Annotated in this window: 23 protein-coding genes and 2 pseudogenes; 19 read left to right on the top strand and 6 right to left on the bottom strand. The window is 59.6% G+C overall.

Going from position 1 to position 22,520, the window contains the following annotated elements:
* Positions 1 to 67 precede the first annotated feature (67 nt).
* The 3 genes from pbpG to V5B44_RS07650 all read left to right on the top strand — a co-directional run bounded on the left by pbpG (position 68) and on the right by V5B44_RS07650 (position 3,287).
* Positions 68 to 1,312, top strand: coding sequence for a D-alanyl-D-alanine endopeptidase (gene pbpG / locus V5B44_RS07640; RefSeq protein ID WP_332358479.1), 1,245 nt, complete (start codon positions 68 to 70; stop codon positions 1,310 to 1,312).
* 318 nt (positions 1,313 to 1,630) lie between these two features.
* Positions 1,631 to 2,101 (top strand): hypothetical protein, encoded by a 471-nt coding sequence (locus V5B44_RS07645; protein ID WP_332358480.1) that lies wholly within the window; start codon positions 1,631 to 1,633, stop codon positions 2,099 to 2,101.
* Complete coding sequence (locus V5B44_RS07650) at positions 2,082 to 3,287, top strand: hypothetical protein (RefSeq protein ID WP_332358481.1); 1,206 nt, start codon at positions 2,082 to 2,084, stop codon at positions 3,285 to 3,287. Before V5B44_RS07645 ends, V5B44_RS07650 begins: the two co-directional genes overlap by 20 nt.
* On the opposite strand, the gene V5B44_RS07655 is transcribed toward V5B44_RS07650, so the two are convergent.
* Complete coding sequence (locus V5B44_RS07655) at positions 3,284 to 3,754, bottom strand: hypothetical protein (protein ID WP_332358482.1); 471 nt, start codon at positions 3,752 to 3,754, stop codon at positions 3,284 to 3,286. The two genes, V5B44_RS07650 and V5B44_RS07655, sit on opposite strands and share 4 nt — an antisense overlap.
* 234 nt (positions 3,755 to 3,988) lie before the next feature.
* Here V5B44_RS07655 and V5B44_RS07660 point away from each other — a divergent pair, with 234 nt between their 5' ends.
* From V5B44_RS07660 to grxD, 5 genes are all read left to right on the top strand, one after another.
* On the top strand, positions 3,989 to 6,190 hold the full coding sequence (locus tag V5B44_RS07660) for a putative bifunctional diguanylate cyclase/phosphodiesterase (RefSeq protein ID WP_332358483.1): 2,202 nt from the start codon (positions 3,989 to 3,991) through the stop codon (positions 6,188 to 6,190).
* Between the two features lie 99 nt (positions 6,191 to 6,289).
* The gene (gene hemA / locus V5B44_RS07665; protein WP_332358484.1) at positions 6,290 to 7,552 is read left to right on the top strand and encodes a glutamyl-tRNA reductase; all 1,263 of its coding nucleotides are present in this window, start codon (positions 6,290 to 6,292) and stop codon (positions 7,550 to 7,552) included.
* Between the two features lie 70 nt (positions 7,553 to 7,622).
* Positions 7,623 to 8,705, top strand: a complete 1,083-nt coding sequence (prfA, locus tag V5B44_RS07670) for a peptide chain release factor 1 (RefSeq protein ID WP_332358485.1) — start codon at positions 7,623 to 7,625, stop codon at positions 8,703 to 8,705.
* Positions 8,706 to 8,793: 88 nt separating this feature from the next.
* Positions 8,794 to 9,621: a peptide chain release factor N(5)-glutamine methyltransferase gene (gene prmC / locus V5B44_RS07675; RefSeq protein WP_332358486.1), complete on the top strand. Its 828-nt coding sequence runs from the start codon at positions 8,794 to 8,796 to the stop codon at positions 9,619 to 9,621.
* 71 nt (positions 9,622 to 9,692) lie between these two features.
* Complete coding sequence (grxD, locus tag V5B44_RS07680; RefSeq protein WP_332358487.1) at positions 9,693 to 10,016, top strand: Grx4 family monothiol glutaredoxin; 324 nt, start codon at positions 9,693 to 9,695, stop codon at positions 10,014 to 10,016.
* Between the two features lie 161 nt (positions 10,017 to 10,177).
* Here the strand turns inward: grxD and V5B44_RS07685 are convergent, their stop codons facing one another.
* A complete protein-coding gene (locus tag V5B44_RS07685) occupies positions 10,178 to 10,546 on the bottom strand; it encodes a carboxymuconolactone decarboxylase family protein (protein ID WP_332358488.1) in 369 nt (122 codons plus the stop codon).
* A 129-nt stretch (positions 10,547 to 10,675) separates the two neighbouring features.
* On the opposite strand from V5B44_RS07685, the gene V5B44_RS07690 reads away from it, so the two are divergent.
* Entirely contained in the window at positions 10,676 to 11,209 is a 534-nt protein-coding gene (locus tag V5B44_RS07690) for a hypothetical protein (RefSeq protein WP_332358489.1), read from the top strand.
* 42 nt (positions 11,210 to 11,251) lie between these two features.
* Here the strand turns inward: V5B44_RS07690 and V5B44_RS07695 are convergent, their stop codons facing one another.
* Together V5B44_RS07695 and argH are read right to left on the bottom strand one after the other, a co-directional pair.
* Positions 11,252 to 12,538 (bottom strand): serine/threonine-protein kinase, encoded by a 1,287-nt coding sequence (locus V5B44_RS07695; protein WP_332358490.1) that lies wholly within the window; start codon positions 12,536 to 12,538, stop codon positions 11,252 to 11,254.
* 19 nt (positions 12,539 to 12,557) lie between these two features.
* A complete protein-coding gene (gene argH / locus V5B44_RS07700; RefSeq protein WP_332358491.1) occupies positions 12,558 to 13,943 on the bottom strand; it encodes an argininosuccinate lyase in 1,386 nt (461 codons plus the stop codon).
* Between the two features lie 124 nt (positions 13,944 to 14,067).
* On the opposite strand from argH, the gene V5B44_RS07705 reads away from it, so the two are divergent.
* From V5B44_RS07705 to V5B44_RS07730, 6 genes and pseudogenes are all read left to right on the top strand, one after another.
* Complete coding sequence (locus V5B44_RS07705) at positions 14,068 to 15,039, top strand: sensor histidine kinase (RefSeq protein WP_332358492.1); 972 nt, start codon at positions 14,068 to 14,070, stop codon at positions 15,037 to 15,039.
* Entirely contained in the window at positions 15,036 to 15,818 is a 783-nt protein-coding gene (locus tag V5B44_RS07710) for a LytR/AlgR family response regulator transcription factor (RefSeq protein ID WP_332358493.1), read from the top strand. The genes V5B44_RS07705 and V5B44_RS07710 overlap by 4 nt, the downstream gene beginning before the upstream one ends.
* Positions 15,819 to 16,080: 262 nt before the next feature.
* The gene (gene hemC, locus V5B44_RS07715) at positions 16,081 to 17,025 is read left to right on the top strand and encodes a hydroxymethylbilane synthase (protein WP_332358494.1); all 945 of its coding nucleotides are present in this window, start codon (positions 16,081 to 16,083) and stop codon (positions 17,023 to 17,025) included.
* A gap of 29 nt (positions 17,026 to 17,054) precedes the next feature.
* Positions 17,055 to 17,795, top strand: a complete 741-nt coding sequence (locus V5B44_RS07720) for a uroporphyrinogen-III synthase (RefSeq protein ID WP_332358495.1) — start codon at positions 17,055 to 17,057, stop codon at positions 17,793 to 17,795.
* Positions 17,792 to 18,166 (top strand): hypothetical protein, encoded by a 375-nt coding sequence (locus V5B44_RS07725; RefSeq protein WP_332358496.1) that lies wholly within the window; start codon positions 17,792 to 17,794, stop codon positions 18,164 to 18,166. Before V5B44_RS07720 ends, V5B44_RS07725 begins: the two co-directional genes overlap by 4 nt.
* Positions 18,167 to 18,239: 73 nt before the next feature.
* Positions 18,240 to 18,737: pseudogene (locus V5B44_RS07730) on the top strand (uroporphyrinogen-III C-methyltransferase).
* Positions 18,738 to 18,740: 3 nt separating this feature from the next.
* Here V5B44_RS07730 and V5B44_RS07735 read toward each other — a convergent pair.
* On the bottom strand, positions 18,741 to 20,090 hold the full coding sequence (locus V5B44_RS07735) for an IS701 family transposase (protein WP_434735422.1): 1,350 nt from the start codon (positions 20,088 to 20,090) through the stop codon (positions 18,741 to 18,743).
* A gap of 131 nt (positions 20,091 to 20,221) precedes the next feature.
* Between V5B44_RS07735 and V5B44_RS26600 the strand changes: the two genes are divergently transcribed.
* The 4 genes and pseudogenes from V5B44_RS26600 (at position 20,222) to V5B44_RS07750 (ending at position 21,563) form a co-directional block, all read left to right on the top strand.
* Positions 20,222 to 20,398 carry a uroporphyrinogen-III C-methyltransferase gene (locus tag V5B44_RS26600; RefSeq protein ID WP_434735423.1) on the top strand — a complete coding sequence of 59 codons (177 nt, stop codon included), beginning with the start codon at positions 20,222 to 20,224 and terminating at the stop codon, positions 20,396 to 20,398.
* A pseudogene (locus V5B44_RS26605) lies at positions 20,395 to 20,955 on the top strand (heme biosynthesis HemY N-terminal domain-containing protein); the annotation flags it as partial. The gene V5B44_RS26600 and the pseudogene V5B44_RS26605, both read left to right, overlap by 4 nt.
* A 67-nt stretch (positions 20,956 to 21,022) precedes the next feature.
* Positions 21,023 to 21,292, top strand: coding sequence for a hypothetical protein (locus V5B44_RS07745; RefSeq protein ID WP_332358498.1), 270 nt, complete (start codon positions 21,023 to 21,025; stop codon positions 21,290 to 21,292).
* An 82-nt stretch (positions 21,293 to 21,374) separates the two neighbouring features.
* Positions 21,375 to 21,563, top strand: a complete 189-nt coding sequence (locus V5B44_RS07750) for a hypothetical protein (RefSeq protein WP_332358575.1) — start codon at positions 21,375 to 21,377, stop codon at positions 21,561 to 21,563.
* A 26-nt stretch (positions 21,564 to 21,589) separates the two neighbouring features.
* On the opposite strand, the gene hemF is transcribed toward V5B44_RS07750, so the two are convergent.
* Positions 21,590 to 22,507, bottom strand: coding sequence for an oxygen-dependent coproporphyrinogen oxidase (gene hemF, locus V5B44_RS07755; RefSeq protein ID WP_332358499.1), 918 nt, complete (start codon positions 22,505 to 22,507; stop codon positions 21,590 to 21,592).
* Positions 22,508 to 22,520: the final 13 nt, after the last annotated feature.

Below are 22,520 nucleotides of genomic sequence, written 5' to 3' on the forward strand. Positions count from 1 at the left end.
AGCTATGGTGTTCCGATAACGGCCTGTTGTAGAATTGGGAGACATTGAATCCCGCAGGAGGCTTGTAATGCGAATGATGCTGAAAGCACTAGTGCTGGTGCCTTGTGTCGTGGGCACGACCATGTTCGCGATGGAAACTGCAGAGGCCGTCGAGAAGGCTAAGGGCAGGGCCGAATCACAGAAGAGCAAGGGCGTTCAGGTAGCGCAGAAGGGCAACGTCGCGCCGGTAGCCAAGAAGGGCACAGCCACGCCGATAGCGAGCAACGCCACCCTGAGCAAGGGCGGCAGGGTTAAATCGGACCAGGCAAAGGGCATTCCGGTGGCGGAAAAAGGGAAAGCTAAGCCGGTAACTGCCAACGGCAAAGCCGTGCCGCTGGCCACGAAAGACAGCGCGGTAGCTCGGTCAGCGCAGCCAAAACCTACAGCTTTAGCTCGAAAAGGCAGGTCTATCCCTGCACCCGCAAGGAGTTCTTTGACGCACGCGGCACAGCAGCGGAATTTGACCAAGGATCTTGCCTCGCATGTCGACATCTGGCAGGAACCCGGAAAGTTGGCGGTTCAGTCGGGATCAGCGCTGGTGATTGGAGGCGAAGGCGGAGAGCTTTTTTATGAGAAGAACGCCAACGTCGTCGTACCGATCGCTTCGATTACCAAGGTGATGACGGCGATGGTTGTGCTCGACAGTCTTCCCAATCTACAAGCTACGATTACGATTAGCGACGAGGATGTGGATTATCTTCGGGGTAGTCGTTCGCGCCTCGGCGTGGGCGCTGAAATCACTCGCGAAACTGCTCTCTTGCTGGCGCTGATGTCGTCGGAGAATCGTGCGGCGAACGCACTGGGGCGTCACTATCCGGGGGGCTTGCAGGCCTTTGTGGCAGCCATGAATCGCAAGGCTCTGTCCCTCGGCATGAAAGATACGCGTTTTGAAGACCCGACCGGTCTCAACAGCAACAACGTATCCACGGCGCATGACTTGGCACGGATGGTTGCTGCTGCGCATCGCTATCCCTTGATTCGCGAGTTTTCGACGACCCCCGGAGCGCGAGTCGAAGTGAAAGGTCGTGATCTTGACTTTCACAATACCAATCAGTTGGTCAGCAGTCCGACTTGGGCGATTGGGCTGTCGAAGACCGGTTACATTCGGGAAGCGGGCAAGTGCCTGGTCATGCAGGCGCAGGTTGCCGACAAGCCGGTGGTCATTGTGCTGCTTGACTCGGCGGGCAAGCAGACCCGCATTGGTGATGCCAATCGCATCAAGCGCTGGATGGAAAGTGCCTCAGCGACCGGCAGGCTGCTTGCCCGTGGGTGATTCCTTCGGGCCGAGCACGAGCCACGGTGCGCCGTGGCTTTTTTTTGTCCAGCAGTCTTGCAGCAGGGTGATGGTACTTGGGCGGACATTGGTCTGGGACCTCGTGAAAGGATTGGTGCCTTGCCCAAGGGTAGGAGGCATGACTCAAGCCGGGTCAAGTCGGGGCATTCTCCGCTCCGCGAAAGGTGATGGGAGAGGGCGGGTCGGGAATTGCGACGGCAAACCCGTTGAAGCTTGATTGCTGTCTCGATGGCTGATGGCGTTGGTGTTCGAGGAGGAGCGAAACGTCGAATCCATTGTCTGGTAGGATGCGCTGTGATGGAAACGATTCCTGCCATTAAATTCGGGACTTCGCTGGTGCGAGTGGTTTTGCTCTGTCTTTTCGCGATGGCCCTGCTCGTAGCCATCGCACATGCCCAGACGCCTGAGCCGGTGATGGTTGCCATCGCCCATCCTGCCACGAGCGAAGACACGATTCCCAGATCTTCCCTGCGCGCCATCTTTGGCATGCGCTTGCAGAAATGGCCGGCCGAGACGCCGGTGAAGGTGTTCGTTCTCCGGGATGACACGTTGGAACATGCCACCTTTAGCAAGACCGTATTGCAAGTGTTTCCTCATCAATTGCGAATGGCCTGGGATCGGCAGGTCTTTTCGGGGCAGGGGCAATATCCGGAGCAGGTCGGTTCGACACAGGAGATGCTGTCCAGAGTGGCATCCACAGCAGGGGCGATCGGTTACGTCAAGGCGAGCGAGGTTGGTCAGAATGTGCGTGTACTCAAGATTCGCTAGGACGACCTCCTGCATCGCCCTGTTTGGCATGTTGTCGCTGTGGGCCACGGCGGCACGTGCGCTGGACTTGCTGGGTGGCGATTTTCAGCTGCACGGTTTCGCTTCTTTGACGCTGGTGAATACCACCGACAACAACCTTTTCGGTCAGAGTGATGACCAGGTGAGCAAGGATTTCAGGGAGGTTGGCGTCAATGCATCGTGGCGGGTGACGCCTGCACTGCAACTGTCAGCCCAACTGCTTTCCCGTGTGGCTGGGGAGATTGATAACGGTGGCGTCCGTCTCGATTACGGATTGGTCGACTGGGCAGCACTGTCGAGTGAGGATGGACGGGGTGGAATCCGTTTGGGACGGGTCAAGACCGCCTATGGTTTGTACAATACGACTCGAGACGTGCCTTTCACCCGACCGAGTATCATTCTGCCGCAGTCGATCTATTTCGAGCGGACGCGCAACCTGACGGTATCAGCCGATGGTGCCGAGCTCTATTTTGAGCGTTACGGCGAATCCGGTATGCTGTCTGCCAGCTTTGCTTACGGGCAACCCCAGACAGATGCCGACGCGGCCAAGGTGGCCTTGGTCGGATTGAATCGCCCTGGAAGTGTGGATTCGAAACTTGCTCCGGATTTACAGGTGATGTACGAGGGAGCTGGCAGCAGGTATCGGCTCGCGTTCACTGCCTTGCGCCTCGACCTGCGATACAGGCCGGGCTATGGCGATGTCCTTATGGCCGGCAGATTCAAGCTCACGCCGCTGATCTTTTCCGCCCAGTACAACGCCGAGGCCTGGAGTCTGACCAGCGAGTACGCCTTCCGTCGAACCTCTGTCGACGATTTCGGGCCATTTTTTTACAACGGCAAGGCGGACGGGCAGAGCTATTATGTCCAGGGAACCTACCGACTCGCGCCACAGTGGGAAGCGCTGGTGCGCTACGACGCGTATTACGCTGACAAGGATGATCGTGATGGCAAGGACTTTGCAGCCGCCACCCGCCTGCCGCGTTTCACGCGCTTCGCCAAGGACTGGACGGTTGGCCTGCGCTATGACGTCACTCCACAGTTCATGTTGCGCGCCGAGGTACATCGCGTTGATGGCACCGGTTTCCTGGCAGCGCAGGACAACCCCCAGCCCCAGGCGCTGCGCCGCGACTGGGATATCTTCATGTTGCAAGCTTCCTTCCGCTTCTAGTTCTGGTATTCCCATCTGAAATGCAGGACAGTCGATCCGTTAGGGAAGTGCGTGGCCGCTCCAGATTCCTCAGTCTCAAGTGGAAGGTATTGCTGACGCTGGGGGTGGTGATGCTGTCGGTCAACGGCGCGCTGTCCTGGATGCATTTCCAACACCTGACGACTCGCTTTGAAGAGCAGCGTTCGGAGACACGCAGGCGCTTGGTCGGCCAAGCTTTCGCTTTGCGCGATGACTTCGGACAGCGGCTGCAGGGACTTGCTGGCGTGCTGGCGGCCTTCGATCCGGTAGGCGTGGCTCTGCTTCAGACGCAGACCGGGAGCACTTTGCTGCGACGGCATCTTGACAGCTACTGGCCGGCACTGGAGTTTGACCTCGGTATCGTTTCGCTTCAGGTTTATGCCACAACCGGTCCGCCGTTGGCCACCTGGCCTACGGATGCGCTGCTCGAGGTTGAACGGGATGGCCATGTCCGCGCCGTCATAGAGCGTGAGTTAGCCATGCATTGGACGCGTTGTCGGGAGGTCTGTACCGAGTTTGCGGCGGCGCCCATTCTATCGGCTGGCCGGGTTGCCGGGGCGGTTGTCCTTGGCAGTTCGCCGGCCGACGTGGTTAACTCTTTTCCCAGTGTGTCTGGTGGTGCTGATCTCGGCGTCCTGATCCCGACGCGGTCAGCCGCTGATGTCCCGGCGGACGAATCCTTCTTGCCGCTGGTCGGCATGCGGGTGATCGAGTTGAGCGACAAGGGAAAATACCGGCCGCTGCTTCGTCAACTGACGTGGATCCCTCCGATTCCTCCCTTTCCTGATCACGCCTACTTGTCGCTGCGTTACGATGGCAGGCAGTTTGAGTTGTCGTTTCTTGCTCTGGATGCTCAGAGTGGCTCAGCACCACCAGCGATGATGGTGGTGATTGACGATCTGACGCACCCCTTGGCCGAGATTCGGGAATCAGTGGTGAACCGTTTGCAGGGCGAACTGCTGGCCTCACTGCTTTCGCTATTGCTGTTGGCGTTGCTGGTACATGCGCCCCTGCAAAGGATGACCCGGGCAGTGCTCGCCATACCCCTGCTCGGCCGGCGCGCGTTTGCCGAGGCACGCGCGCGAATTGATCCGCGCGTCCGACGCTTGGTCGATGATGAGATCGATAGTTTGGATGAGGCCGCCATTGCCTTGTCGTATCGACTGGAGAACCTCGAGACGGAGGTTGCCGCGCATTCCGCGGAGACGCAGAAAATGCTGAAGCGCATATCGGTCGAACGAGACTTCAGCAAGAGCCTGCTCGATACTGCTCAGGTCATCATACTCACGCAGTCCCCAGTCGGTCGGATACTAACGTTGAATCGATACGGCCGCCTGCTTTTAGGCTGGGGGGCGGATGACCTGCTGGGTAAGCGCTTTTTCGAGCTGGTTTCGTCAAACGGGTCTTCTGAATTGTCGGTCCAGCAAGCCTTGCATGGACTCGTGGCTGGTGGTCGTCAGCACGTTCAATTGGAATCGGTTCTGGTAGCCGCACACGGTCGGTCTTACGAAATCACGTGGAACCACTCGCGTCTTTCTAGCCGTTCCGGTGACGATGTGATGATTCTGTCGGTCGGGATCGACCACACGGAACGCAAGCGAGCCGAGTCAAGTGTCAGTTATCTGGCTGAGCACGATCCCCTCACAGGTCGGGTGAATCGACAGCATTTCCAGCATGAGCTGGAGCGAGCGCTGGCTAGTGCCCGTCGTCTGGAGCAAGACGGAGCGCTGCTCTATCTCGACCTTGATGAGTTCAGGCTGGTTAACGATGTGAGTGGGCACCAGGCTGGCGATGCCCTCTTGCGGACGGTAGCGGATGAGATCAGCAATGTCGCACGTGCGAGTGATTTGCTGGGAAGGTTGGGGGGCGACGAACTGGGAGTTCTGCTCCACGAATGTGATCGCGATGGCGCCATCCAGGTGGCGGAGAAAATCAACAAGCGGCTCGCGGAAATCAAGTGTCCGGGGTTGGGAGCGAACCATCAGGTATCTGCCAGCATCGGTATCGTGGTTTTTTCCGAAGCGAAGATGGATGTCGAGCAGCTTCTAGCCAATGCCGATATTGCGATGTATCAGGCGAAGAAAAAGGGTGGAGCCGGCTGGCACCTCTACTCTGAGGGGGAAGGGGTGCACGAAGAGATGCAGAGCCGCCTGCACTGGAAGGAGATGATCAACCGGTCTCTGGCTGATGGAGGGCTGGTTGTCCATTATCAGCCGATACTCGATATCCGTGCACGGCAGGTGAGTCACTATGAGGCGCTGGTGCGGATGCGGTCGGCAGACGGTATGCCGATTCCTCCTGGCGAGTTCATGGAGGTGGCTGAAAAGACCGGCCTGATACGTGAGATCGATCGAAATGTGATCCGGCAGGTATTCGACAAGATCCTGGCCTTGTTTGCGGTGGGCAAGGACTACAAATTCTCGATCAATCTGTCCGGGGTCAGTATTGACGATCCGGGTCTGCTGTCCTTTATCCGTGATGAACTTTCCCGCAGTCCGCTGTTGCCCAGTCACGTCGTCTTTGAAATCACCGAAACGGCTGCGGTATCGGATTTCTCGGCCGCCCGCACATTCATGAACGCCGTACGGGAACTTGGCTGCGCGTTTTCGCTCGACGACTTTGGCGTTGGCTATTCCTCGTTCAACTATGTCAAGCAGTTGCCGGTCGATTACGTCAAGATCGACGGGTCCTTTGTCCGTACCCTCGTCGACAGCCCGGACGACCAGGTCTTTGTCAGGGCTCTAGCGGAAGTGGCGCGTGGTTTTGGCAAAAAGACGGTCGCCGAGTTCGTGGAGGATGCACGCGCCTTGAACATGTTGCGGAGTTTCGGTGTGGACTACGCACAAGGGTATTTTATTGGCAAGCCAGGGCCGGATGTCGCCTGACTCGCTGGTTTTAGCAGAGTGGCGCGCTCGAGGAGGTTGGCGGCGCCGGTGATATAATCATCGGCCGATTTGCCATCCCTTGCCTACTGTCTTCGAAGAATGCCGCTGTTTACCCTGGGCATCAACCACCACACAGCGCCCCTTTCGGTTCGTGAGCAGGTGGCTTTTCACGCTGAACGGGTGTCCGAGGCGCTGACTGACCTGACGCGTTGCAAGCCTGTTCACGAGGCGGCGATTCTGTCCACCTGCAATCGGACCGAAGTCTATGTTGCCACGGATGTGCCGGAGGCGGCAACACACTGGCTGGCCGACTATCATGGACTGGCCTGCCACGAGATAGAACCGTACCTTTACAGCTATCCAGAACGCGATGCCGTGCGCCACGCTTTCCGTGTTGCCAGTGGGCTCGATTCGATGGTTCTCGGAGAGCCCCAGATCCTTGGGCAGATGAAAGAAGCGGTCCGTGCTGCAGACGAAGCGGGTACTCTCGGCACGACTTTGCACAAGCTTTTCCAGCACGCTTTTGCGGCAGCCAAGGAAGTACGTTCGACGACAGCAATCGGTGCCAATATCGTTTCCATGGCTGCGGCCGCTGTGCGTTTGGCAGGCCACATCTTCGAGCGCATTGCCGATCAGAGGATTCTGCTCATTGGTGCGGGCGAGATGATCGACCTGTGTGCCAGGCATTTTGCGGCTCAGCAGCCGAAGCAGGTGGTTATCGCCAATCGAACGGTCGAGCGTGGCCGCGCGCTGGCAGATCGCTTTGGCGGTTCCGCGATCAGGCTCGAGGAACTTGGCGAGCGATTATCGCAGTTCGATATCGTCGTTTCGTGTACGGCCAGTCCGCTGCCGATCATTGGTCTGGGCATGGCCGAGCGCGCCATCAGGCTGCGCCGCCATCGCCCGATGTTCATGGTCGATCTTGCGGTTCCGCGCGATATCGAGCCTGAAGTTGGCGAGATGGACGATGTCTTTCTCTATACGATCGATGATCTTGCGCATGTGGTCGAGTCAGGCCTCGAGTCGCGCCAGGCAGCGGTCGTAGATGCCGAAGCGATCATCTCTGAGCGTGTCGAGACGTTCCTGCGCTGGTTGGCTACGCGTGGTACAGTGCCAGTGATTCGGTCGCTTCGGGATGCTGCCGAGCGAGCGCGACGGCATGAGATGGAGCTTGCCCTGCGGTTGCTGGCCAAAGGCGAAGACCCGGCACGCGTCCTGGACCAGTTCTCGCATCGGCTGACCAACAAGTTCCTCCACGCACCCACACAGGCGTTGACCCGGGCCGGCGGCGACCGAGATGACTTGCAGTCCGTCGTGGCACGCCTGTTCCACTTGCATCTGGACCCGCACCTTGGTGACTAGCGGCCGTCGTCGCCTGACCTTGCCTTGCTGCGTCTTTTCCGCCGGCCTTCCGGTTTGAACGGACTCTTCCATGAACCCGAACATTCGCGACAAACTTGAGCATCTCACCGGGCGTCTCGACGAACTCGACAGGATGCTGGCTAGTGGCCAGGCTACACGCGATATGGGCGAATATCGCAAACTGTCACGCGAACACGCCGAACTTGGCCCGGTGGTTGCGCTTTACCAGGCTTGGCGGAAAACCCAGGACGACCTGTCGTCGGGGATCGAAATGTTGGCCGACCCCGAAATGCGGGAGTTGGCCGAGGCAGAAGTCGTCCTGGCCAGGGAGCGCCTGCCGGAGATTGAGGCCAATCTGCAGAAGCTGCTGTTGCCGAAGGATGACAAAGACGATCGGAACGTTTTCCTCGAAATACGGGCTGGTACGGGTGGGGACGAATCGGCCCTGTTTGCCGGCAATCTGTTCCGGATGTATGCGAGATACGCCGAGCGCCGGCGCTGGCAGGTGGAAATCATCTCGGCCAGCGTTTCAGACCTTGGAGGCTATCGCGAAGTGATCGCACGGATCATCGGCAATGGCGTTTACTCGAGGCTCAAGTTCGAGTCCGGTGGTCATCGCGTGCAGCGTGTGCCGGACACCGAGACACAGGGGCGCATCCATACCTCGGCCTGCACGGTCGCGGTCATGCCCGAGGCCGATGTGCTCGAGGAAGTACAGATCAACCCGGCCGAGATTCGGGTTGATACTTACCGGGCGTCGGGCGCCGGCGGGCAGCACATCAACAAGACCGACTCGGCCGTGCGCATCACGCACCTGCCGACCGGGATCGTCGTCGAATGCCAGGATGATCGGTCGCAGCACAAGAACAAGGCGCAGGCATTGTCAGTCCTGGTAGCGCGTATCAGGGATATGCAGGAGCGTGAGCAACACGCGAATATCGCCTCGGCGCGCAGGAATCTGATCGGCAGTGGTGACCGCTCCGAGCGAATTCGGACCTACAACTTCCCACAAGGGCGAGTCACCGACCATCGCATCAACCTGACCTTGTACAAGATTGATGCCATCCTCGACGGCGACCTTGACGAACTGATCGCTGCCCTGACGGAAGAGTACCAGGCTGATCAACTCGCGCTGCTCGCCGAGAGCGACTGATGTCATGGTCAAGGGTTGATGCCGTTTTGTGTCTTGGCCGGCGACGCGACTTCTTTTCGATGATTTTTCCTCGTTGCTGAAGCGGCTCGTGACCAGTATTGCAGACGCTTGGCGTGCAGCCAGCCAGCGCATTGATCGGCTCGACGCCCGCTTGCTTGTCGAGAGCGTGGCCGGTTGTACGCACGTTGATCTGATTGCACATCCGACCCGGCCACTGTCGGCTGATCTGCTGGCGAGACTCGACGCGCTCGTCAAGCGTCGAGCCAGTGGCGAGCCGCTGGCGTATGTACTTCGCTCTGCGGCCTTTTACGGCCTTGAGTTCATGGTTACCCCCGCAGTTCTGATTCCGCGTCCCGAAACGGAACTGCTGGTCGAACTTGCGATGGAAAAGGTGCGACTGTTGTCTGCACCACGTATTGTCGATCTCGGCACCGGTTCGGGGGTGGTGGCAGTAACCCTCAAGCTCCTACTCCCGGAGGCCATGATCACTGCGGTCGACGTTTCTCCGGGGGCACTCGACGTGGCGCGCCTCAATGCCCGCGGGCATACGGCCGACGTCAGGCTAATTCTCGGTGACTGGTATTCACCGCTGGGGGATGAACGTTTCGATTTGATTGTCGCCAACCCGCCTTACGTGAGCGATGACGATCCGCACCTACGGCAGAACGGGCTGCCTTTTGAACCACAGATGGCGTTGACAGATGGCGTGGTCGGTGGCGACGGTCTGGCCTGCATTCGCTTGATTGCTGGCGGAGCCGCAAGCCATCTCCTGCCGGGTGGCTGGATGCTGATCGAGCACGGGTACGACCAGGCAGCCGCAGTGCGCGATTTGCTGCACGCGGAAGGGCTGCGTGACGTGACGTCTTGGGCCGACCTGTCGAGAGTGGAACGAGTCAGCGGCGGCTGCCTGCGTTGACGAGGGGTGTCAGCAACGGTAGACTTATACTCGATTGATTTTATCAACTATAGCAATTGCGAGGCTTTGCGATGGATGTGCTACACGTGATAAAGGAGCAGATAGCGGCCAACCCGGTCGTTCTCTACATGAAGGGGACCCCGCAATTTCCACAATGTGGTTTCTCGGCGGTCACGGTACAGATTCTGAGAGCCTGTGGGGTATCCGGCTTTCTGAGTGTGAACGTGCTGGAGAATCCGGAGATTCGCAGCGGCATCAAGGAGTATGCCAACTGGCCAACAATCCCTCAGCTCTATGTGCGGGGCGAGTTCGTCGGTGGTTGCGACATCATGCGCGAGATGTATGAGGATGGAGAGTTGCAGAAATTGCTTGAAGGTCTCGTTGATCCGATCTGATCGCCTACCCGTGCCTTGTGCCTCCCTCTGGCGTGGGCTGTTAGGCAGGAGACAGAGATACCGGAAAACGTCTTGATTGAATGATTTTCATGATTCAGAGCCTTCCGAGGCGGTCAGGCACGTTCCACCGGGTCGGCCGTTCGCAGTGGCAACTTTGATCTTTATCGAGCGTTGACTTGTGGTGGCTTGTCGGAGGTCATTTCTTCATACGCCCGTACCGCTTCGGCGGCATGCATGAGCGATGGCCCCCCTCCCATATAGGTGCACACGGCAAGTGTCTCCATCAATTGCTCACGGCTGACGCCCAAGCGAATCAGCGCTCTGACATGAAAGCCGATACAGGCGTCGCAACGGCTGGAGACGCCGATCGCCAGGGCAATCAATTCCTTATCGAGGGCTGACAGCGCGCCGGGAGCGAGTGCCGCTTTGGCCATCGCATTGAAACCCAGCATCGTTTCCGGGATATCATTACGCAGGGTCCCGAGCGCTTTCGAAACATCGTGTGTGATCAGGGTAAAGGACTTGCTCACTACGCCTCCGCTTCGATAATCAGAAAGTACTAATATATATCAGCTGAAGGATTCACGGCAAGCTCTTGTACACCGATAAGGGATTCAAGCGATCATGTGGGTGGCGATATCGGATGACGGAGGGAACAAATGAACAGTCTTCGGTCACTGCGGCAGTACCTGTCGGTCCTGGTCTGCGGGTTCTTCCTGACGGCTTGTGCTGGTTACAGTGGCAGGGGTCTGCAGCCGGGAGTGGCGACCTTGCCCGACGTGATCGCGGTGATGGGTAGCCCGGCACTGAGCTGGAAGGATCCTGGTGGCGGCCAGCAACTGGCCTATCCGCGCGGGCCAGCAGCTGCTCAGACGTTCATGGTGTTCATTGATCCGGGTGGCCGACTGCTGCGGATTGAACGCGTGCTCAACCTGGAACATTTCGCGCGCATCGAACCGGGGATGAGTGGCAAGGAGATGGTGCTTCGTCTGATTGGGCCGCCAGTGCCCCAATGGACGAACTACTTCAAGGCGCGCGACGAACTGGTCTGGGAGTGGCAATTCTGCGACTCATGGAATCAGCTCGCGCGTTTCGACGTGCTGTTCGATGCGACGACTGGCGTCGTTCGCACAAGCTACCAGCGGCAAGCCCTCATGGGCCCCGGCGGTGTCGCACCATGGTGCGGCCACTGATGGTTCGATGCATGGCTCATGCAGGCCGCTGACACGAACAGTTTAGAAGGACACGAGACGAACGTTTGCCGACGTCAGACGCGCGCTAAGCACGGCGAGGAAAGACTGGTAGAAGTGCATTCGACAGCTTTCGGAAGAATCCCGCAAAGCGCTTCCAGTGACCTTTACCAGATGGGCATCGGTCACGGCGATGATATCAGCGCCACGCTTTGACGTTGTTTTTCCAATTACCGCCATCTCGCCGAAGCACTCGCCGGTTGTCAGAAAATCAAGAATCAGACCGTTCTTGAGTACCTTCAGTTCACCTTCGGCAAGAAAGTAGAAGCAATCGCCGGCAATGCCGTCCGCGATGATCACTGTGCCAGGCGAAACCCGGCTCCACTTCGAGAACCGCACGACCTCCCAGATCTCGACATCGGAAAAGTCAGCGAAGAAGGTGAAAGAGCGCAACGTGTCGAATTTCTCGAAATCCGCCATCGGGTCTGCCGGCAGCTTGAATCTGTTGCTGCGAAAGGCTTGCGCCAGATCACGTGAAAATTCGGTCCAGTTGGTGTAACGGCCTTCTAGTTTCTTGCTCATTGCCCGCGCAACGATGGCGTCGAGTGATGATGGAATATCGTTCCTTAACGCCGAAGGCCTGCGCGGTTCTGCGTTGATGATCTGGTAGATCAGGTCGTAACTGTTGCGAGCCTGAAACGGCAGTTGTCCGGTCAACAACTGGTACATGACGACGCCGAGAGAATAGATGTCGGTCCGGTGGTCGAGTGTCTGGTCCTTGACCTGTTGCGGCGACATATATGCTGGCGATCCAATTCCGAGAACCAGCGTGTGGTCTGGAGAGCCGATGATCGCGGCACCAAAATCGGAGATCTTGATGTCGTCGTCGTCGGGGTTCGTGCTCGCGAAGAGGATGTTGGCGGGCTTGATGTCGCGGTGGGTGATACCAGCTCGAAAAGCAAACTCGAGCGCTCGCGTGCACTTGAAAATAATCTCGACGACGCGCTCAATCGGTAGCAGTCTGCCGGTCGAGCAGGCAGTCTCCAAGGTGCCGCCTGCGACATACTCCATGACGATATAGCAGAGATGGTCGTCGACCACCGCGTCGTAGGTTTGAACGATATGCGGATGAGATAGCCTGCCAATCAGCGCAGCTTCGTTGAGAAACAGATGTGTGTAGAGCCTGCCCCGTCTGGGATCTTTCAGAATGCCCGGAAACGCCACCTTGACTGCCACCGCTCGCTGAGTAAAGGGGTCGCTGCCAAGGTAGACGATAGAAGTTGCGCCACGGCCGATTTCACGGACAAGCTCGTACTTGCCGATCTTCTCCATGCCTTCCACGTTGAGGGGGCTACCGACGACGGGCGCGGGCTATGGCCGCGAGGACCTGCTTCGGTGCTGTACCACCTGGGTGATCGCGCGCAGCCAGGGCCCCTTCGACCGTCAGTACGGCAAAGATGTCGTCGCCAATCAGTGGCGAAAATTGCTGCAATTCAGCGAGCGAAAGCTGAGCGAGGTCCACGCCGAGCTTCTCAGCGCGGCGCACGGCCAAGCCGACAGTTTCGTGGGCGTCACGGAAGGGCAAGCCCTTGCGGGTCAGATAGTCAGCAAGGTCGGTTGCGGTGGCAAAGCCCTGTCGCAAAGCGTCACGCATGTTCTCCGCCTGGGCGGTGATACCGGGAATCATCTCGACAAAGATACGCAGTGTGTCGGTGACCGTGTCGATGGCATCAAACAGCGGCTCCTTGTCTTCCTGGTTGTCCTTGTTGTAGGCAAGAGGCTGGCCTTTCATCAGCGTCAATAGCGCCATCAGATCACCGTACACCCGCCCGGTCTTGCCGCGGGCCAATTCGGGAACGTCCGGATTCTTCTTCTGGGGCATGATCGAGCTGCCGGTGCAGAACCGGTCGGCGAGCGTGATAAAACCGAAACGCGGATTCATCCACAGCACCAGTTCTTCCGACAGGCGTGAGAGATGCATCATCATCAGCGCGCTGGCGGCACAGAATTCGATCGCAAAGTCCCGGTCGGAAACGGCATCCAGCGAGTTCTCACAGACCCCATCGAAATCCAGCAGATCTGCGACCACCTGTCGATCGATTGGATAGGTCGTGCCGGCCAGTGCTGCTGCACCGAGGGGAAGACGGTTGGTGCGTCGGCGACAGTCGGCGAAGCGCTCGGCGTCACGCCGAGACATTTCAAAATAGGCCAGCAGGTGATGGCCGAAGGTGATCGGCTGCGCGACCTGGAGGTGTGTAAAACCTGGCAGTGGTGTCGCCGCTTCCCGCGTGGCGAGATCGAGCAGCCTGGTCTGGAACTCGTCAAGCAGAATGGCTATGTCATCGATCGCGTCGCGGAGATACAGACGAATATCAGTGGCCACCTGGTCATTGCGCGAGCGACCGGTATGCAGACGTTTGCCGGCATCGCCGACCAGCGTTGTCAGGCGCTTCTCGATGTTCAGGTGCACGTCTTCCAGGTCGAGTGACCAGATGAAGCTACCAGCTTCGATTTCACGCACCACCTGCGCCATGCCACGCTCGATATCGGCCAGGTCGTCGCTGGTGATGATGCCTTGCCTTGCAAGCATCGTGGCGTGTGCCAGCGATGCTCGGATGTCCTGACGCCACATGCGCCGGTCAAAGCTCAGCGAGGCCGTGTAACGCTTGACGAGCTCCGACATTGGCTCGGAGAAGCGGCCGGCCCAGGTGTATTGGGAAGAATCCGATTCGTTCATGGGGGACAGGTTCCTGGGCTAAAATCACTCGTAAAACCCTGTACAGGCGGCACTTCGAGTCATGACAAGTATAAAGCAAAACCTGGCTGGTCAGCCTCTGCCCGATTTCCGCAATGCTGGAGTCATGCTCCGTATCCTGCTCGGGGTAAACCTGCTGGCACTGGTGGCGGCGCTTGTTCAGAGCGAGCGGCTCAGTGACAGCGTGCAGCATTACATGCGCATGGCTGCATGGGTGCAACCGTTACTATTTTTTAATTTGGCCCTGCTCGCCTTACTCTGCAAGTTGTTGCAGCGACAGGCCATCTGGATCGGGCGGACCGCGGTCATACTCTTGGCCGCAGGGTCCGCGGTTCTGCTGTCGGACCTGTCGCGTCTGCTGACTCTAGACGAGGGTGGTTGGCAGCGCCTGATGCGAGCTGGTCTGCTTGGCGGGATAACGGCGGCCTTCATGCTGTCCTATCTTGCACTGCGCGTCAGCGCCTTGTCACCAGCACTTGCCGAAGCCCGACTGCAATGGCTGACCGCACGCATCCGGCCGCATTTCCTGTTCAACAGCCTCAATGCAGTGATCTCCTTGATCCGCCTGGACCCGCAGCGTGCCGAGACCGCGCTTGAGGAGTTGGCCGAACTTTTTCGCGCGCTCATGCGCGATCCGCGAGAACTGGTACCCCTCGCTGACGAGATTGCTTTGTGTCGGCAGTATCTCGACCTTGAAAAGCTTCGTCTTGGCGACCGCCTGAACGTCCAATGGGAGACGGCTGATCTTCCTCTCGATCTCAAGGTTCCGCCGCTACTGGTGCAGCCACTGCTCGAGAACGCCGTCTATCACGGCATCGAGCCAGCGGGAGACAGCGGTACCATCCGCATCGGTTTGATGCGTCGAGGCGATGCGCTGCATCTGGATCTGGCCAATCCGTGCAGCGTGGGCGCCGATCATCAGCATGGCAACCACATGGCTCTCGATAACCTCCGTGAGCGGTTGGCACTCTACTACGATCTCGAAGCTCGACTCGATACAGGTGAGGTGCTGTTGGCTGATGGCCGGCGCGAGTATCGGGTACACATCGTCTTGCCTTGCCGGGGCCATTGGCCGTGATTGCCGCAGCAGTGAGTCCGGTGCTGTCGGTGATGATCGTCGACGACGAGGCCCCGGCACGGGCACGGCTGCGCGACCTACTGGCCGATATCGCGTCGGCATTGCCGACCGAAATCCTTGCCGAGGCTGGGAACGGCTTGCTCGCTCTGGATGCGATCGCGGGTCGACGGGTTGACGTGGCTCTGGTCGACATCCGGATGCCGAAAATGGATGGCATCGAACTCGCCCGGCATCTGTCGGCATTGGAGTATCCACCAGCGGTGATTTTCGTGACCGCCTTTGACGCCTACGCGGTGCAGGCCTTTGAACTCAATGCGATTGACTATCTGTTGAAACCGGTGCGCGCGCAGCGTCTGCTGACTGCGCTACAGAAGGCACGACAAAGCCGTCCGCTGACATCAACGCAGCTTGCGCATTTGCAGCAGGCTGCGCGTACCCATCTCTCCTGCCATGAACGTGGTCGTTTGCTGCTGATTCCAGTGCCCGAGATACTTTACTTCAAGGCGGACTTGAAGTACGTGACGGCGCGCACACGTGATCGCGAGTTCCTTCTTGAGGAATCATTGACTCATCTCGAACACGAGTTTGGTGAGCAGTTTATCCGCTTGCATCGCAGCGTGTTGGCAGCCAAGGACGCGATTTCGGGTTTTGAGAAGAGTGCTTCCGACGATGCCGAGACTCAGTGGCAGGTCATGCTGCGCGATATTCCGGACAGACTTCCCGTGAGTCGTCGGCAGTGGCCCCTGGTGAAGTCCTACGTGCGGCAGACGGCTTCCTGAATGACAATGGACGGTGTGTGGTGCCGCTGCATGCGCCGCGGTCAATTGCTGTTGGCTGCTGCCGTCTGCCCAAGTGGGGCGAGCTTCGATGCAAGAGACGACGCAACGCGCCTGCAGTGAGCAAGCCGATCGAGTGCAGCAAGCAGAGCCAGTGGGCGTGTTAATATTGTTCTACCAAGTTTGGCGTCTTCAGCGTTGATGCAGCCTGCATTTGCTGGTCGTATGGCAAGTGTGCTTCAACTCTTACTGGAATCCGGTGTTGATGTCTGCAACCGCAGCTACGTCGCGTATTGTCATTGCCTCCCGTGAATCACGTCTTGCTATGTGGCAGGCGGAATACGTTCGGAGTCGTCTGGCGGAGTTGTACCCGCGGATTGCAGTGGAGATTCTCGGCATGACCACCCGCGGTGATCAGATCCTCGACCGCCCCCTGTCGGCAATCGGCGGCAAGGGTCTATTCATCAAGGAACTCGAGCTGGCGATGCAGGAGGGGTGTGCGGATCTGGCAGTGCATTCGATGAAGGACGTGCCGATGGAGATGCCAGAGGGTTTCGTCCTGGCGGCCATCTCGGCCCGTGAGAATCCCTGTGATGCTTTCGTTTCCAATCGCTTTGCCGGGCTCGACGAGCTACCTGCCAATGCCGTGGTCGGTACCTCCAGCCTGCGCCGCGAAGCGATCCTGCGCGCCGGTCATCCGCAATTCGTGATCCGGAGTCTGCGCGGTAACCTGGATACACGGCTCCGACGGCTCGATGCCGGTGAGTACGATGCGATTATCCTGGCTGCCGCTGGCCTGATTCGGCTTGGTCTGGCGGCGCGGATCAAATCCCTGTTGACGCCCGAGCAGTCGCTGCCGGCACCAGGCCAGGGTGTGCTCGGGATTGAGGTCTGCTCGACCCGGGCGGAAATCCTCGCATTGACGGCACCGCTCAACGATCGTCACAGTGCGCACTGTGTACGCGCCGAACGTGCCTTTTCTCGTGCGCTCGGCGGCAGCTGCCAGGTGCCGCTGGCTGCCTTTGCGCTGCTCGAGAACGATCGCCTCTGGCTCCGCGGCTTCATCGCGACGCCGGATGGAAGGCGGGTCATTGCCGGCGACTTGCGCGGAGCGCCGGAAGACGACGAGTCGATCGGCCGCGGACTTGCGCAGAGGCTGCGTGATCAAGGGGCAGATGCCATTCTGGAGAAGCTTTCAACCGGCCAATGAGGCAGCGCTTGCGCGGCAGGAAGATCGTTGTGACGCGCCCGCGCGCGCAGGCGTTGAAACTGGCCGGCTTGATAACCGAGCAAGGTGGCGAGGCGGTGCTGTTTCCCCTGCTCGAGATATCTCCCGTCGCCGACCACGGTCCCTTGCGCTCGGCGATCACGCGTATCGAAAGCTACTCGCTGGCCATCTTCATCAGCCCCAATGCTGCCGCGTTCAGCCTGCCGCACATTCTTGCCCGTCAGGCGTGGCCGCGAGGCCTGCGACCGGTCGCCATTGGCCAGAGCACGGTCATGTCGCTCGCGAGCTACGGGCTGGGGGACACGCTGGCGCCCGTCGCGCGTTTCGACTCCGAAGCAGTGCTGGAGCTTCCGGAGTTGCAGCGAGCCGCCATTGCCGGCAGGCGGATACTGATCCTTCGCGGCAACGGAGGTCGGGAACTACTGGCCGATCAGCTGCGTGAACGTGGCGCCGAAGTCGACTGCGTGAGCTGCTACCAGCGCTCGGCACCATCTGACGCAGCGTCACTCGTGGCCCTATGGCGCTATGGCTGGCTTGACGCACTGACGATTTCTTCAAGCGAAGGTTTGCGCAATCTGGTCGATCTGCTCGACGAGAGTTCGCGTGCATGTCTGCGGAGCACTCCGGTTTTCGTACCACATCAGCGCATTGCCGATCTCGCGAAGGAGCTTGACTTGCAGCGGGTGGTCCTGAGCGGACCAGGCGATGCCGGGATCATCGCAGCTCTGTGCGCCTATGATTGGCTGCAATGATGAGCGAAGAACCTGCTTCGCGGCCTGCTCTTGCGCAGGCGCCGTTTCCCGCGCCGGTCAGCACGACAACAAGTCCTGCCTGGCGCAACCCCTGGCTGCTGGTAGTCGTGCTGGCCCTCGGGCTGACAGGCTGGCAGTGGGTGGAAACCCGAATCAAGCTGGCCGACACGCAGCAGGAGCTTGCTCGCCGTTTGGCCGAGAGCGACTCGGTGAGCGTCGAAAGCCGTGCCCTGGCAAGGCATGCGCAGGAGCAACGGGCCGCTGTCCTGGGCAGACTCGGTCCGCTCGAGGCGAGAATTGCCGAGTCGCGGAGCCAGCAGGCAATGCTTGAGGATCTTTACCAGGATCTGGCGCGCAACCGGGACGAGTAGGCGTTGGCCGAGGTCGAGCAGGGGGTTCTGCTGGCCGCGCAGCAGTTGCAGCTGGCTGGACGTGCAAGCTGCGGTGCTTGCCCTGCAGGCCGCAGACGCTCGCCTGGCGAGCAGTAGCCGACCACAGTTCATCAGTCTGCGCAAGAGTCTGGTCCGCGATCTTGATCGTTTGCGGGCCTTGCCAATGGTCGATATGTCAGGCATAAACCTGCGGCTGTAAAGCGTCATCAATGCCATCGACAGTCTGCCTCTGGCGGTCGAAGCGCGGCCCCGGCTGAATACTGGGGAGTCGACTATGGCTGCAAAGGGAGCCATAGAATCGGCGTCGGCAGCCAGCCTAGAGTTCTGGCTGCGGCTGGCCAGCGAGTTCTGGCAGGAGGTCAAGGGTCTGGTCAGAATCCAGCGTTGTGATCGTGACGAGCCGGCACTGCTGGCGCCTGGGCAGGCCTTCTTACTGCGCGAGAATCTTAAGTTGCGTCTGCTCAATGCCCGTCTGGCCTTGCTGGCGAGGGATCAGTGGAACTTTCGTAACGAGCTTAATTCTACTTTGTCAGATTGTCTTTCAATCTAATGCTTAGAGCATGGCGGCTTGCTTTCTGTAGGCGGATTCCATGGCTTGGTGCCGCCGTCGATGCCTGTCGATGATGGATGCCGCGAGGTCTTCGTCGGTGACGATCTTGGTAGGCAGCCGATGGCGCATGATCTCTATCAAGTCACGGCAGGAGAGCAGTTCAGCCGTCTCGCGATGGGCCAGGCGCTCCTTGGCCAGGAACATGGTGGCGATCATGACCAGGGCCATGTGATGGTGCCACGCCTGCCAGCGGCGGACCTGATACTCGGCCATGCCGCAGGCGCTCTTGGCCTCTCGGAAGGACTGCTCGACGAAATGGCGCGCTCCCTGCATTTCCGCCAAGCGGCGCAAAGACGCCCTGGGCTTGGCATTGGACAGGCCGAATTTGAGTTTCGTCCCATCGAGTTCCCGTCGTACCAGGAGATGCCAACGGCTCGCCAACGGCGCCTCGCCGTCCCAGACCCACACCCGCTGGGTGAGATAGTCGGCCATCACCTCGCCCTTCTCGCCGTCACGGATCGACAGACGCCCCCAGGCGGATGCCGACTGCGTGGCTGCCCACGCGGCCACCGTCATGGGCACCGCCGTGGTCCGCAGCCGACGGGGCGCTCGACCCTTCGACGAACGACGAGCCGCCACCGCGGGTGCGGGATCCTGGAGATAGATCGCCTGATCCGAATGCACCTCAGCGAAGAAGATCTCTCCCTCGACATCCAGTTCCCCGAGCAGCCAGGGCAAGTGCCCGTAGCCGCCATCAAAGGCGACGAAAGAGAAGTGCAAGCCTTCCCGCCTCAGGCGAATTACCATGTCCAGAGCGATCTCGCCCTTGGTGCGGAACGTCTGCGCCTCCTCAGGCACCCCCACCGCCTCGCAACGTGTCGTATCTTTGGCCCACTTCTCCGGCAGATACAAGTCGGCATCCACCACGCTTGCTACGCCATCGCGCGTCACCGCCGCGAAGACGCCCACCTGACAGTTATCGACCTTCCCCAAGCGACCGTTCCACTGCCGCGCCACGCCCGCGGACATGTTTCCCTTCTTTCCGAACGCGCTCTCGTCGAGGAGCAGAGCGCTGGGGTGGCCGAAATGGGTGTTGGCATCGACCACCAGTTGCCGACGCACCCCGCGCCGATCCCATTTGGATTCGCTCAGCATATGATGCAGTGGCTGATAGCGGCTGTCGGCTACGGTTTCCGCCATGCACTCCATGTTACGGCGCGAACTCTGGAACAGCCCGTGCAGATACTGGCGCGCCGTGTCTTCTACCGAACGGGTCCGGCTTTGAAAGCAGTGAAGGTACGGCGTGAAGTGCGAATCGAAGTGCTCTAGTGCCGAAGCGACCAGCGCTGATATGCAATCGACGTATCGGAGTTGACATTGTGATTTACAACTCCATGAATAGATGGAACAATCACGACATATGACATTCTACCACATGACAAACACAGATCACAGGAAGGCGAATACGAATCTGACAAAGTAGAATTAAGCATGCCCAGACTTGGCTGGATCCCTATTTCGACTCACAGCATGCCTCGCTTCAGACCACTCAGGCCGCGCTTGAGCAACTGACCTCGACCGAAATCGACACCGACTTGCCGACGCTCAATGAAAGCCTGGCAGCGATCAAGACCTTCAAGCTGGGCAAGGAGCGCAAGTGAGGCGCCTGTTATGGCTGCTGGCGCTGTGCGCACTTGCAGTCGGCATCTCTCTGGCAGCACGCTTCAATCAGCGTTATATCTTGCTGGTCTTGCCGCCGTATCGCGCGGAGATTTCGCCCAACCTGGCGATTGTTCTGCTTGCTCTGACCTTTGTCCTGCTCTACGGCCTTTTCCGTGCCGCCGCGCTGACCGTGTCACTGCCGAACCGGGTCCGATCGTTTCGTGAACGTCGCCGTTGCGAGAAGGCTGCGGTAGCCTTTCAGGATGCCATGCGTCTGCTATTCAAGGGGCGTTTCGGGCAGGTTTTGAAAAGAGCGGGTGAGGCCGCACGCCGCCAACCATGCGCTGGCTCTGGCGGCGCTGCTCGCGGCACGCGCCGCACAGCTCCTGGGCGAGGCGGAGACGGGAAGGCATGGCTTGAGCGCGCCAGCCGCGACGATCTACGGATGGAACCGGCACGACTGATGCTCGAAGCCGAAACCCACCTCGACGGCAGGAATTTCGAGGCGGCTGCGAAGACACTTCAGCGTTTGCAGGCCCTGTCTGGCCGCCACATCGCGGCGCTTCGCCTCGAGTTGCGCGCACAGCAGGGTTGCGCCAACTGGCCGGAGGTGGCTGCGCCTGGTGCGCCTGCTCGAGAAGCGCGATGGTGTGGCACCGCAACTGGCGCAGGAAATCAGGCTCAAGGCCCATCAGGAGAATGTTCGCCACCTACGGGGAGGTCCCGGACAACTTCTCGAGTATCTGCGGCAATTGCCGGCAATGGAGAACAGCCTACGACTGGCAATACCATTGGCCGAGGCCTTGATCGAACACGGCGCTCATGATCAGGCCCAACGCCTCATAGAAGGGCAGCTCAGCGTGTACTGGGATCCGGCATTGATCAGCCTTTAAGGCCAACTGCGCGGTCATGATCTGATTGCGTGCATCGCACGAGCCGAAGCATGGCTACTCGAGCATCCCAGGGCCTCGTCTGTTGCTCGCGCTGGGCCGTCTCTGTCTGTCTCAAGGCTTGTGGGGAAAAGCGCAAGCCTACCTTGAAGCGTCCCTATCGATGGCCGAACAGCGTGAAGCAAGGCTCGAACTGGCACGTCTCCTTGAGCAGACCGAGCGCTCGAGCGAGGCGTTGCCGCATTATCGGGCGGCAGCCGAGCAGCCTGCCTGACGCCCCATCACGAAGTGGGCACGGGGCTATGCCCAGTCGCGCGGCGTCAGCATTTCGTAGAGCGCAGCTTCCGCAGTGCCGGCTGCGGGTTTCCAGTCGTAGCGCCACTTGACGAGGGGGGGTAGCGACATCAGGATCGACTCAGTTCGCCCGCCAGATTGGAGCCCGAACAGAGTGCCACGATCCCAGACCAGATTGAATTCGACGTAACGACCGCGTCGGTAGGCCTGGAAGTCGCGTTCGCGTTCGCCATAGGGTATCGAGTGCCGCTTTTCCACCAGTGGCAGGTAGGCGTCAATGAACGCGTCACCGACGGCTCGCGTCAGGGCGAAGCAGCGCTCAAAACCGCCCTCGTTCAAATCGTCGAAGAAGATGCCGCCGACGCCTCGCGGCTCGTTGCGGTGCTTGAGGAAGAAATACTCGTCGCACCATCTCTTGTAGCGTGCGTGGGTGTCGTCGCCGAAAGCCTGCAATGCTCGCTTGCAGGTGGCGTGGAAATGCCGGATGTCTTCAGCAAAAGGGTAGTAGGGCGTCAGATCCATGCCGCCACCGAACCACCACGCCGGTTCCGCATCAGCCCTGGTTGCGATCAATGCTCGCACGTTCATGTGCGCGGTCGGGCAGTAGGGGTTTTCCGGGTGCAGCACCAGCGAAACGCCCTTGGCTGCGAAAGCTCGCCCCACCAGTTCGGGGCGTTTGGCGGTCGCTGAAGAAGGCAGTTCAACACCGCTGACCTCTGAAAAAGCGACGCCGCCGCGTTCAAAAACGCGGCCACCCTCGACAATGCAGGTGCATCCGCTACCGGTGATTGGCGCACCAGCCTCCTTCTCCCAATGGTCCACGCGGAAGGTCGAGCCGGTGCTGCCTTCGACCGCTTCAGCCGCGGTGACGATGCGCGTCTGCAAGCCGGTAAAGTAGTCCCTGAGGCGCGCGGAATCGCTCATCGCCTGCGAGCTA

Source organism: Candidatus Accumulibacter necessarius (assembly GCF_036625085.1).

What these genes read in the sequence shown, in the direction of transcription:
- pbpG (WP_332358479.1), top strand. Translation starts at nt 68, where the DNA reads ATGCGAATGATGCTGAAAGCACTAGTGCTGGTGCCTTGTGTCGTGGGC.
- V5B44_RS07645 (WP_332358480.1), top strand. Translation starts at nt 1,631, where the DNA reads ATGGAAACGATTCCTGCCATTAAATTCGGGACTTCGCTGGTGCGAGTG.
- V5B44_RS07655 (WP_332358482.1), bottom strand. Translation starts at nt 3,754, where the DNA reads ATGGCCATCCCGTTCAACCTCGAGCAGCGCATCCGTAGGCCAGGTGGC.
- hemA (WP_332358484.1), top strand. Translation starts at nt 6,290, where the DNA reads ATGCCGCTGTTTACCCTGGGCATCAACCACCACACAGCGCCCCTTTCG.
- prfA (WP_332358485.1), top strand. Translation starts at nt 7,623, where the DNA reads ATGAACCCGAACATTCGCGACAAACTTGAGCATCTCACCGGGCGTCTC.
- grxD (WP_332358487.1), top strand. Translation starts at nt 9,693, where the DNA reads ATGGATGTGCTACACGTGATAAAGGAGCAGATAGCGGCCAACCCGGTC.
- V5B44_RS07690 (WP_332358489.1), top strand. Translation starts at nt 10,676, where the DNA reads ATGAACAGTCTTCGGTCACTGCGGCAGTACCTGTCGGTCCTGGTCTGC.
- V5B44_RS07695 (WP_332358490.1), bottom strand. Translation starts at nt 12,538, where the DNA reads ATGGAGAAGATCGGCAAGTACGAGCTTGTCCGTGAAATCGGCCGTGGC.
- argH (WP_332358491.1), bottom strand. Translation starts at nt 13,943, where the DNA reads ATGAACGAATCGGATTCTTCCCAATACACCTGGGCCGGCCGCTTCTCC.
- V5B44_RS07705 (WP_332358492.1), top strand. Translation starts at nt 14,068, where the DNA reads ATGCTCCGTATCCTGCTCGGGGTAAACCTGCTGGCACTGGTGGCGGCG.
- hemC (WP_332358494.1), top strand. Translation starts at nt 16,081, where the DNA reads ATGTCTGCAACCGCAGCTACGTCGCGTATTGTCATTGCCTCCCGTGAA.
- V5B44_RS07725 (WP_332358496.1), top strand. Translation starts at nt 17,792, where the DNA reads ATGATGAGCGAAGAACCTGCTTCGCGGCCTGCTCTTGCGCAGGCGCCG.
- hemF (WP_332358499.1), bottom strand. Translation starts at nt 22,507, where the DNA reads ATGAGCGATTCCGCGCGCCTCAGGGACTACTTTACCGGCTTGCAGACG.